Below are 9,461 nucleotides of genomic sequence, written 5' to 3'. Positions count from 1 at the left end.
CATTAATACTGTACGATACATAGTATAAAACACATACTGTATGACATATAGTAATGGAAATGAGGTGAGTGAATGGATACTTTATTAAATTCGTTAATTACTGAGTTAAGAAGAGGGACATTAACGTTAGCTGTTTTAAGTCAATTAAGAACGCCGCAGTACGGATATTCACTTGTCCAGTTATTAGAGCAATCAGGGGTTACAATTGATCAAAGTACTTTATATCCACTACTTCGCCGATTAGAAAAGCAGGAATTAGTGACGAGTAGTTGGGATAAAACGGAGAGTAGACCTCGTAAGTATTATGTTTTAAGTGATTATGGATTAGAAATATTTTTGCAGTTGAAAAAAGAATGGATAAAGGATTCGAAAGAACTTTATAACTTATTAAAGGAGGAGGAAGAGAATGAATTTAATTGATCTCTATATCCAAGAGGTTGCGAAGAGATTACCTGAAAAAAATCGTGAAGATATTACACTTGAACTAAGGTCAACTATAGATGATATGTTACCTGAAGATTATAATGAGAAAGATGTAAAGAGCGTTCTCGAAAAATTGGGGAGTCCGGTTTCATTGGCTAATGGTTATTTGGATAGACCGATGCATTTAATTGGACCACGTTATTTTGATGTATATACAACGTTGTTAAAAATGATTATACCAATCGCAGCTGTCATTGCACTCATATCAATGGTTGCAGAAAATTTTATAGGCTATAGTGGTGATCAAGCGGTATTAAATGTTATTTTACAATTGATAGGTAAAGGCATTGGGGAAATTTTTGAAGTGGGCCTCCATGTATTTTTCTGGTTGACAGTTGTGTTTGTTATTTTAGAAAGAACAGATAAAGACAAAGGTATCGAGCCGTTGACGACAAGTTTAAAAAAATGGACACCAGATGATTTGAAAAACATCTCGTATATCCCAAAGAAAAAAGCAATCTCGAAGTTTGAAGTTTTTGGAGGTTTAATGTGGACAGCAGTTTGGGCTACACTTTACTTTTATGCGAATTATCTTGTTGGCGTATATAACGGTACGGCAAATGGACTGAAGTTTGTCTCGCCAACTTTTAATCAAGATGTTTTATTGCAGTACTGGCCAATCGTTGTAATTATGATCGTTTTTGAAATATGTATATCCCTTTATAAATTAGTGCAGGGACAATGGACGCAAAGATTGGCGATTGGGAATGCTATTCTTCAAATAGCTGGGACGATAGTATTCATTGTAATTGTAGTAAATCCACATGTATTTAACGCAGGGTTTATTACGTATTTGGCAAATGCATTTACTATTTCCTCAGAGGAGTTTAAAACGTGGCTCATTGGGGGAGGAATTTTCTTCTACATGTTATCTGCTGCAATAAATATATTTGATGGTTTCCGAAAAGCTAGTATTCGTATGTAGATAAAAATCGGAAATTTCGATAAAATAAAACTATTAAAAAGATAGTAAAATAAGGTGAACATGATGAAAGGAAGAAAATAATGATAAGGGAAGCAACGAAAAAAGATTTAGCATACATTTTAGATATTTATAACGATGCGATACTTTATACAACAGCTGTATATGCGTATAAACCTGTAACCCTTGAAAATAGAATAGATTGGTATGAACAAAAAAAGGCTGAAGAGTATCCAATTATCGTATATGAATTAGATAATAAAGTAGTAGGATTTGCGACATTCGGCCCATTTAGAGCGTGGCCTGCTTATAAATATTCAGTTGAACATTCTGTGTATGTAGATAAGGCATATAGAAAAAATGGCATTGGGTCTTCATTAATGAAAGAATTAATCAAAATTGCAAAGGAAAGAGAGTATATGACTTTAATTGCTGGAATTGATGCAGAGAATGAGAAAAGTATTGCCTTGCATCAAAACTATGGATTTGTTCATGCAGGAACAATAAAAAAAGCTGGTTATAAGTTTAATAAATGGCTAGATTTAGCTTTTTATCAGCTGGAACTTAACGGTCCTGAAAATCCTATAGAAGAATAAATATTTTTCGGTAGCAAGAAAAAATTCATGCTACCTTTTTCTTATTTTAATAGCTAATGAAAAGGTTTTTTACATTCAATGTTGAAATATTAGAAGTTAATATAACGATATAAAAAGAGGGATAGAAATGGAAACTGTTATAAATAAAATAAAAGAGGTACAATCTAATTATGTGGGAATGGCAATTTATTCTACAAAAAATAATCGTATAGTTGCTTCGTATAATAGTGAATTAAATATTCCGTTAGCATCAGCAGCAAAATTAGTCATTGGATTTGTAGTAACGCAAATGGTGAAGGAAAATAAACATAATTGGAATGATATACTTCATTACATTAAATTTAATCCACATGAAGATAGTGCGCAGTTATATCCGCATTTACAAGGAAGAACTTCTTTAACACTTAGTCAAGCGGTAGAGGTAATGATTGCTTGTCATGATAGTTACGTTGCACAGTCAGTTGTAATGCACTGTGGTGGATGGGATGCTGTGAAAATGTACGCACAAACGTACTTTTCAAAAATTCATATACAAGAGAATGCTAGAGATGAGAAAAATGTTGGAGAATTAAGTGAAGTTCTTGCCCTTTTCATACAAACCTTTCAAGGTTATAAATCAGAACCAGAATTATGGGAACCAATTATTAGCGGCATGGTAAGACAGCAAGGAGAGTATGAAGAAATTCCATATTATCATATAACTCATATGACAGGTGGATTACTCACAGCTACAATAAATATTGGTATAATAGGAATGTTTAACGAATTTCCACTTCTTTATGTGATTGGGGGAAAAGATTTACCGAATCGCCGTGAAAATAAAGAGGTAGATGAAGCTTTTGCAGTAGTTTTAAAGTACATATACAAAGAATATAGTGAAAGCATGCTAGGAGTGAGCGATTGAAAAGAAACTTAAAGACTTTAACAATCATTATTTTAATTTTAACGATTATTGCTCTTGAAGTTGGAATCGCCCTATATGATCACAATTTGTCATTAGATACAATTTACTTTGCAGCGATCCTTATTTGTATTGTATTGCTTTTTGGCACACGTGTTTCTGAAGAGAAAGAAAGTACATCGAAACGAGGGCGAAGAAAAATAGCTGTTATATTTTGGCCATCTATTTTATTGTCTATCGCTTGTTTTGCAGTTATAAATTACATAAGGGTAGGCTATGTCTCTGTACCAGGGATAATTGGCTTTTCATGCTTTGTTACATATGGTGGATTCGTTTTGATTAGTATTTTAAAGGGGAAAAATAAAATGTAGCTTACTAAGTTGAAAGGAAGCAATGTATATGAAACATATAGAGAACGGTACACGTATTGAAGGAGAATACATTAAAAATAAAGTCATTCAATATAATATGTCCATCTTAACAGATGAAGTAAAACAGCCGATGGAAAAAGTAAGCCTCGTAGTAAAAAATGAAGAAGGAAAAATATTTGGTGGTGTAACAGGTACGATGTATTTTTATCATCTTCATATCGACTTTTTATGGGTTGATAAATCAGTTCGTCATGACGGTTATGGTAGTCAACTGTTACATAAAATTGAAGAAATTGCGAAGGGAAAAGGGTGCAGATTAATATTGCTAGATTCATTTAGTTTTCAAGCGCCAGAATTTTATAAAAAGCACGGTTACCGAGAGTATGGTATCGTTGAAGATCATCCAAAAGGTCATAGTCAGCACTTTTTTGAAAAGAGATTATAATAATATTATGTATACTGATTGATGGGAGAAAGCATATGTACACGTATAAATTGCAACAAGAACAACCAATCTGTGCAGAAAAAATTAAGAAGCTTTATGATTCTGTCGGTTGGTGGCCAGAAAGAAAAGAAGTCGATATTGAAAAAATGTTAAAGAATAGTATAGCCATTGGAGTATGGGAAGAAAATGAATTAGTTGGATTTGCTAGAGTCGTTTCTGATGGTGTTTTTCGAGCATACATTGAAGATGTTGTCGTACATGAGAATGTAAGAAATAAAGGTATTGGAGAGAAAATGCTTACAATATTACTTCGAGAAATATCTCATATTGATATTGTTAGTCTATTTTGCGGAGAGAAGCTAATAAAGTTTTACGGTGAGCAGCAATTTCAAGCAACGAAGCAAATTGTGATGCATCGTAATCAAACAGGGAAAGAATAAGAGGTGCCAATTAAAATGAATGCAACAAGAGCGTACTGTTTATCGAAAAGAAAAGCGACAGAAGATTCTCCAGATGGCTGGAGTGCAACATGTATGAGGCTTAATAATAAAATATTTGCGATAGTAAATCATGAAGAAGGTGAAAAGGCTGCGATTACATTGAAGTGTGATCCAGAAGTCGCATTAAGAATAAGAGAAGATTATCCAGAAACAATTATTCCAGGGTATCATATGAATAAAAAACATTGGAATACCGTTTATATTCATAAGGGTATAGAGCAGGAGCAAATTAATAAAATGATTGATTGGTCGTATGATTTAGTACTACAATCATTTTCAAAGAAAAAGCAGCAGGAGTTAATGGATTAATATGTATTAGGAGTGTGTGTAATGAAAGATTCGATTAAAGATACGTATGATAAATTAGCGAGTACATATAAAGAAAATCTAGATTTCGCAAATCCATATAACAGTTATTATGAAAGACCGGCGATGATGGAGCTTATTCCAAAGGAACTAGAAGGAAAAAAGATATTAGATGCTGGATGTGCAGCTGGATGGTATACTTCTCAATTCATAGGAAGAGGAGCAAATGTTACAGCAATTGATGTAAGTCCTGAAATGGTAAAAGCAGCAAAAGAAAATATAGGAGAAGAAGCGACGTTCCTTTGTCATGATCTGCAAGAAACATTGCCATTTGAAGATAATACGTATGATGTGATTGTAAGTTCATTAACTCTTCATTATATAGAAAATTGGAATCAAGTATTTCAAGAATTTTGTCGTGTATTGAAGCCAGGTGGAGAACTTATTTATTCTATTCATCATCCTTTTATGGATTTCACAAAGTTTCCATGTGAAAATTATTTTGAAAAACAGTTATTAATAGATACTTGGGTTAAACCGAATATTACTATTGAAGTCAAGTTTTTTAGAAGATCATTACAAGACATACTAAATGAAACTACAAATTATTTTGTATTAGAAGAGATAGTGGAACCGAAGGCAATTGAAAAAATGAAAGAAGTAAGCGAAAAATCATATCATTATTTAAATATGAATCCACATTTTCTTATCATAAAAGCAATCAATAAATAGCTAGTAAAATAACTTTGTTTTACTAGCTATTTACAGTTTTACATTACATATTAGGAGACTTTAAAATGAATACGAAACGAAATAGAGTAGTATATGCACTATTTACTATAGTTGTTATTATTTTAGGTCTTAGCTCAAGAAAGTTTGCTTTTGCACTACCACATCTATTAAATGATTATTTAGGTGATGCATTATGGGCATTAATGATTTTCACTGGCTTTGGATTTTTGTTTCCTAAAACAGAGACGAAGAAGTTGGCTTTTATTAGTTTAATGTTTTGCTACGGGATTGAAGCGAGCCAATTGTATCATGCGGAATGGATAGATAGCATTCGTGCAACGACTTTGGGGGGACTCGTGTTGGGAGACAGTTTTTTGTGGAGTGATGTAGTGGCTTATACAATTGGTGTTGGAGTGGGAATACTGTGTGAGGTTATTTTTCGGAAGAAATAAGAATTGTAAAAGGGGTATTTGTAAATGGAACAAGCACTGGAAATTGCAAAGCTTTGGTTTCGAAATGAACATGTCACAGCTACTGTAATGCAACCAAAAGTAGCGAAGGTTTTATGCAAGAATAAAGAGTACATTTTAAAGAGAACGGGATCGATAAAGCAACTTCTAGTTGAATTCGATGTTTTGAAGCAACTGTATGAAAAGGGAATTAAAGTACAGAGAGTAGTAAAGACAGAAAATGATGAACAATATGTATTATATAAAGAAAAATATTATTGCTTATATGAGTATGTTGCCGGAAGTGTTTTAGAAATAAAAGATACGAATAAGCTGGAAAGGCTAGCAAGTACAATTGGAGAAGAAATAGCTAATCTGCACAAAGCATTACATTCGGTGAATAGTGACCATGAGTTAATAAAAACAGATTTATATAAGATGGTATTTGAATGGACTATACCGATTTTAGAAAAGAATGAGCATGTTCATCGAGAAGTAATTCAAAAGATGGAGCGAATGCACGCAGCTTTCAAGGAAACGGTCCATCCATTACCGAGACAAATTATTCATCGTGATATGCATCTATCAAATGTAATCTTTAAAGATGATAAACTGGAAGGGTTTATAGATTTTGAGATTTTAGAAAATAATGTAAAAATATTTGATTTATGTTATTGCTGTACAAGTGTATTAAGCGAGCTATTTAGTGATGAAAGATTAAGAGGAAAATGGTTACATATTGTTAGCAAAGTCTTTGAAGGTTATTATAAACAAAATGATTTAACGAAAGAAGAACTAAAAGCTATTTGGTATGTTATGCTTTCAATTCAAATTATCTTTATTGCTTATTTTGTCCAGTTACCAGATTTATTAAAGTTAAATGAAGAAATGTTCTTCTGGATTTTTGCTAATAAGGAAGCTATTGAAGAAGTTATAGAATGTATCGTAAAGGTATGAAAAAAATAATATTAATTGGTTCTGGTGGTTCAGGAAAATCTACATTAGCAAGGCAGTTAGGAAATAAATTAAATATTAAGGTGCATCATCTTGATGCATTATTTTGGAAACCGAATTGGGAAGGTGTCCGAGAGAAGAACAAATAGCAGTTCAAAATAACTTAATTAAAGATGAGAAGTGGATTATTGATGGGAATTATGGCGGGACGATGGATATCAGACTGAATGCAGCTGATACAATTATCTTCCTTGATATTCATAGAACAATTTGTATTTATCGTGCGTTTAAAAGAATTGTAAAATACCGGAATAAAACAAGACCAGATATGGGCGCGGGATGTGAAGAAAGATTTGATTTGCAATTTTTTAAATGGATATGGAAATATCCTAATGCTAAACGACCTACAATTTTAAAAGGGTTAGAGCAATTGTCCGAAGAGAAAAAGGTTATTGTTTTAAAATCTCCAAATGAGGTTCGGAAATTTTTAGAGCACATATAATAATACAATGTGACACAACAATTCTTTTTGGATCTTACCGATTAGTTTAATTAAACTAATCGTTTTTTATTATGAAAAATTTAACGCTTTTTGAAAATTGTATTTTGTAATGAGTATATGACTATAAATTCATATAAAATGAACGTTTGGAGGAATAGAAAATGACTAATGATTTAATTCAAACAATCGATTCATTAATGGTAAATATTCCAGCTGGAGAGGTAGTATTAAGAGATGATCGAATAAAAAAAGAATGGCTAGTGCAAATTCAACCATTTCTTCTTGCGAAGTATGCTGTAACAATGGAACTATATGATGCTATTACAAATAGTCCATTAAATAATTTTGATAAAAATCATAAACCAGTTGTCAATATTTCATGGAACGATGCCATTGCGTTTTGTAATGTACTTTCAAAAAAAGCGGGATTAAAAGAATATTATTCTATTAGTGATGGTGGTCAAATTGTGAAATGTAATTTAGATTCAAATGGCTACCGATTACCATGTGAGGCAGAGTGGCAATATGCATGTAAAGCAAGTACAACCGGATATACATACGGGAAACTTCATGATATAGCGTGGTATAATGAAAATTCAAATGGAGAGATTCATGACGTTGGCCAAAAAGAACCGAATGCATGGGGACTTTATGATATGCTAGGGAACGTTTGGGAATGGTGTTATGATTTGTATGATGAAACAGTGTACGGATCATATCGCATTTTTCGTGGTGGTAGTTGGGCTGAAACAGCGAGAGGGTGCGGCGCTACTTGTCGTCGTCGAAGCCATCCTACATTTCATATAGATGATCTCGGTTTTAGACTCGCTAGGTCAATTTAGTAGGAACATGCTACGAACAACTAAGAAAAGAGTATGGAGAAAATCCGTACTCTTGCCAACATAGAAACGATTTAACGTAAGGAGTGTTTATTATGGCGCGTGTTTTATTTATTAACGCTGGATCAGAAGGACATATAAATCCAACTTTACAAGTTGTAGAAGAATTGATTTCTCGTGGTGAAGAGGTCGTTTATTTTTCAATAGAAGCTTTCAGGGATCGGATTGAGAAGACAGGTGCTACTGTACGAACGATTGATGATCAAAAATTTATAAAAGCGTTTCTATCTGGAGGCAGAAATTATTTACAGGAAAGAATAAACGGCCTTCTACATACAGCGGATATTGTAATATCTAGCGTTCTAGAACAAATTGAAGGTGAACATTTTGATTACATGATTCATGATTCTATGTTTGGTTGTGGCCATTTAATTGCTCAAATTCTTAAACTTCCAGCCATAAATTCATGCACATCTTTTGCGCAGGATGAAAAATCCTTTGAGCAAATGTTAGGTCATCTGTCAAAAAATATCCCAGTAGAAATTCATGATAAAATACAGAATGATTTTCAAAACTTAACGAAGGGAATTGCTGAAAAATATGGTGTTGAAATAAAATCATCGTATGAAGTTTTCTGTAATCCTGCACCTCTTACTATTGTGTATACAATTAAGGAGTTTCAGCCTTTTGGTGATACGTTTGATGAAACATATAAATTTGTAGGACCATCTATCTCTGCACAAATGAAAAACAGAGACGTTGATTTTACTTCAATTGAAGAAAAAAGTCCGATTTATATTTCATTAGGTACTGTTTTTAATGAAGCGATTGACTTTTATAAACTGTGTATGAAGGCCTTTGAGAATAGTGAGCATACAATTGTTATGTCTATTGGTAATAAAACAAAAATAAGTGATCTAGGCGAAATCCCTAAAAACTTCATTGTGAAAAACTATGTGCCTCAAACCGAACTGCTTACTTATACGAAACTATTTATTACACACGGCGGGATGAACAGTACGCATGAAGGATTATATAACGGGGTTCCGCTCGTTGTAATACCGCAAAGTGCAGATCAGCCAGCAATTGCAAAGCAAGTGGAGAGTCTTGGAGCAGGAGTTCAATTACATATGAATGAATTAACCGTGGAGAAATTGCGTGAAAGTGTGGAGTTAATTTTAAATAACCCTTCATATAAAGAGGCTGCTTTGAATTTGAAGGAATCATTCCGAACATCGGGTGGATATAAGGAAGCTGTTGATGAAATTTTTACATTTGTAGGTCAGTAATAAATATAAAGTTATACATGAAAAAAGTGTCTATATTAAATGATATAGACACTTTTCTGTTGTAGGAAGAGAAGAATTGTTTAAATGGAAAAAATGAAAATACTAAATGTGAATTTTGAGAACTAAGTCTACAATTTCTGCTGCACACTTTTATTTTATCCCGTATTAACCG

Annotated in this window: 13 protein-coding genes and 1 pseudogene; all 14 read left to right on the top strand. The window is 32.9% G+C overall.

Features of this window, described 5'->3' with window-relative positions; genetic code table 11:
* Nucleotides 1–72 precede the first annotated feature (72 nt).
* The 14 genes and pseudogenes from ABWK52_RS02605 (at nucleotide 73) to ABWK52_RS02540 (ending at nucleotide 9,289) form a co-directional block, all read left to right on the top strand.
* Nucleotides 73–420 carry a PadR family transcriptional regulator gene (locus ABWK52_RS02605; RefSeq protein ID WP_000380301.1) on the top strand — a complete coding sequence of 116 codons (348 nt, stop codon included), beginning with the start codon at nucleotides 73–75 and terminating at the stop codon, nucleotides 418–420.
* On the top strand, nucleotides 407–1,408 hold the full coding sequence (locus ABWK52_RS02600) for an HAAS signaling domain-containing protein (protein WP_098541922.1): 1,002 nt from the start codon (nucleotides 407–409) through the stop codon (nucleotides 1,406–1,408). The genes ABWK52_RS02605 and ABWK52_RS02600 overlap by 14 nt, the downstream gene beginning before the upstream one ends.
* Nucleotides 1,409–1,488: 80 nt before the next feature.
* Nucleotides 1,489–2,001 (top strand): GNAT family N-acetyltransferase, encoded by a 513-nt coding sequence (locus ABWK52_RS02595; protein ID WP_000617511.1) that lies wholly within the window; start codon nucleotides 1,489–1,491, stop codon nucleotides 1,999–2,001.
* 127 nt (nucleotides 2,002–2,128) lie between these two features.
* Nucleotides 2,129–2,905 (top strand): serine hydrolase, encoded by a 777-nt coding sequence (locus ABWK52_RS02590; RefSeq protein ID WP_000450752.1) that lies wholly within the window; start codon nucleotides 2,129–2,131, stop codon nucleotides 2,903–2,905.
* Nucleotides 2,902–3,273: a hypothetical protein gene (locus ABWK52_RS02585; protein ID WP_000827981.1), complete on the top strand. Its 372-nt coding sequence runs from the start codon at nucleotides 2,902–2,904 to the stop codon at nucleotides 3,271–3,273. The genes ABWK52_RS02590 and ABWK52_RS02585 overlap by 4 nt, the downstream gene beginning before the upstream one ends.
* A gap of 28 nt (nucleotides 3,274–3,301) precedes the next feature.
* The gene (locus tag ABWK52_RS02580; RefSeq protein ID WP_058839746.1) at nucleotides 3,302–3,718 is read left to right on the top strand and encodes a GNAT family N-acetyltransferase; all 417 of its coding nucleotides are present in this window, start codon (nucleotides 3,302–3,304) and stop codon (nucleotides 3,716–3,718) included.
* A gap of 35 nt (nucleotides 3,719–3,753) precedes the next feature.
* The gene (locus ABWK52_RS02575) at nucleotides 3,754–4,158 is read left to right on the top strand and encodes a GNAT family N-acetyltransferase (protein ID WP_000288969.1); all 405 of its coding nucleotides are present in this window, start codon (nucleotides 3,754–3,756) and stop codon (nucleotides 4,156–4,158) included.
* Between the two features lie 15 nt (nucleotides 4,159–4,173).
* The gene (locus tag ABWK52_RS02570; RefSeq protein ID WP_000994622.1) at nucleotides 4,174–4,527 is read left to right on the top strand and encodes an MmcQ/YjbR family DNA-binding protein; all 354 of its coding nucleotides are present in this window, start codon (nucleotides 4,174–4,176) and stop codon (nucleotides 4,525–4,527) included.
* A 21-nt stretch (nucleotides 4,528–4,548) separates the two neighbouring features.
* A complete protein-coding gene (locus ABWK52_RS02565) occupies nucleotides 4,549–5,256 on the top strand; it encodes a class I SAM-dependent methyltransferase (RefSeq protein WP_098541920.1) in 708 nt (235 codons plus the stop codon).
* Nucleotides 5,257–5,321: 65 nt separating this feature from the next.
* Nucleotides 5,322–5,708 carry a DUF2809 domain-containing protein gene (locus ABWK52_RS02560; protein WP_098541918.1) on the top strand — a complete coding sequence of 129 codons (387 nt, stop codon included), beginning with the start codon at nucleotides 5,322–5,324 and terminating at the stop codon, nucleotides 5,706–5,708.
* 24 nt (nucleotides 5,709–5,732) lie between these two features.
* Nucleotides 5,733–6,662 carry a phosphotransferase enzyme family protein gene (locus ABWK52_RS02555; protein WP_058839747.1) on the top strand — a complete coding sequence of 310 codons (930 nt, stop codon included), beginning with the start codon at nucleotides 5,733–5,735 and terminating at the stop codon, nucleotides 6,660–6,662.
* Nucleotides 6,659–7,161: pseudogene (locus ABWK52_RS02550) on the top strand (DNA topology modulation protein). Before ABWK52_RS02555 ends, ABWK52_RS02550 begins: the two are co-directional and overlap by 4 nt.
* A gap of 161 nt (nucleotides 7,162–7,322) precedes the next feature.
* Nucleotides 7,323–8,003 carry a formylglycine-generating enzyme family protein gene (locus ABWK52_RS02545; protein WP_000180359.1) on the top strand — a complete coding sequence of 227 codons (681 nt, stop codon included), beginning with the start codon at nucleotides 7,323–7,325 and terminating at the stop codon, nucleotides 8,001–8,003.
* Between the two features lie 92 nt (nucleotides 8,004–8,095).
* On the top strand, nucleotides 8,096–9,289 hold the full coding sequence (locus ABWK52_RS02540; RefSeq protein ID WP_000124885.1) for a macrolide family glycosyltransferase: 1,194 nt from the start codon (nucleotides 8,096–8,098) through the stop codon (nucleotides 9,287–9,289).
* Nucleotides 9,290–9,461 lie beyond the last annotated feature (172 nt).

Source organism: Bacillus sp. AP50 (assembly GCF_040492675.1).
GTDB classification, from domain to species: domain Bacteria; phylum Bacillota; class Bacilli; order Bacillales; family Bacillaceae_G; genus Bacillus_A; species Bacillus_A cereus.
This window is presented reverse-complemented; position numbering and strand designations above follow the sequence as displayed.

Excerpts from the sequence above, each read along its gene's own strand:
- ABWK52_RS02555 (WP_058839747.1), top strand. The coding sequence starts at position 5,733 with ATGGAACAAGCACTGGAAATTGCAAAGCTTTGGTTTCGAAATGAACAT.
- ABWK52_RS02540 (WP_000124885.1), top strand. The coding sequence starts at position 8,096 with ATGGCGCGTGTTTTATTTATTAACGCTGGATCAGAAGGACATATAAAT.
- ABWK52_RS02580 (WP_058839746.1), top strand. The coding sequence starts at position 3,302 with ATGAAACATATAGAGAACGGTACACGTATTGAAGGAGAATACATTAAA.
- ABWK52_RS02595 (WP_000617511.1), top strand. The coding sequence starts at position 1,489 with ATGATAAGGGAAGCAACGAAAAAAGATTTAGCATACATTTTAGATATT.
- ABWK52_RS02560 (WP_098541918.1), top strand. The coding sequence starts at position 5,322 with ATGAATACGAAACGAAATAGAGTAGTATATGCACTATTTACTATAGTT.
- ABWK52_RS02600 (WP_098541922.1), top strand. The coding sequence starts at position 407 with ATGAATTTAATTGATCTCTATATCCAAGAGGTTGCGAAGAGATTACCT.
- ABWK52_RS02605 (WP_000380301.1), top strand. The coding sequence starts at position 73 with ATGGATACTTTATTAAATTCGTTAATTACTGAGTTAAGAAGAGGGACA.
- ABWK52_RS02590 (WP_000450752.1), top strand. The coding sequence starts at position 2,129 with ATGGAAACTGTTATAAATAAAATAAAAGAGGTACAATCTAATTATGTG.
- ABWK52_RS02545 (WP_000180359.1), top strand. The coding sequence starts at position 7,323 with ATGACTAATGATTTAATTCAAACAATCGATTCATTAATGGTAAATATT.
- ABWK52_RS02575 (WP_000288969.1), top strand. The coding sequence starts at position 3,754 with ATGTACACGTATAAATTGCAACAAGAACAACCAATCTGTGCAGAAAAA.
- ABWK52_RS02565 (WP_098541920.1), top strand. The coding sequence starts at position 4,549 with ATGAAAGATTCGATTAAAGATACGTATGATAAATTAGCGAGTACATAT.
- ABWK52_RS02570 (WP_000994622.1), top strand. The coding sequence starts at position 4,174 with ATGAATGCAACAAGAGCGTACTGTTTATCGAAAAGAAAAGCGACAGAA.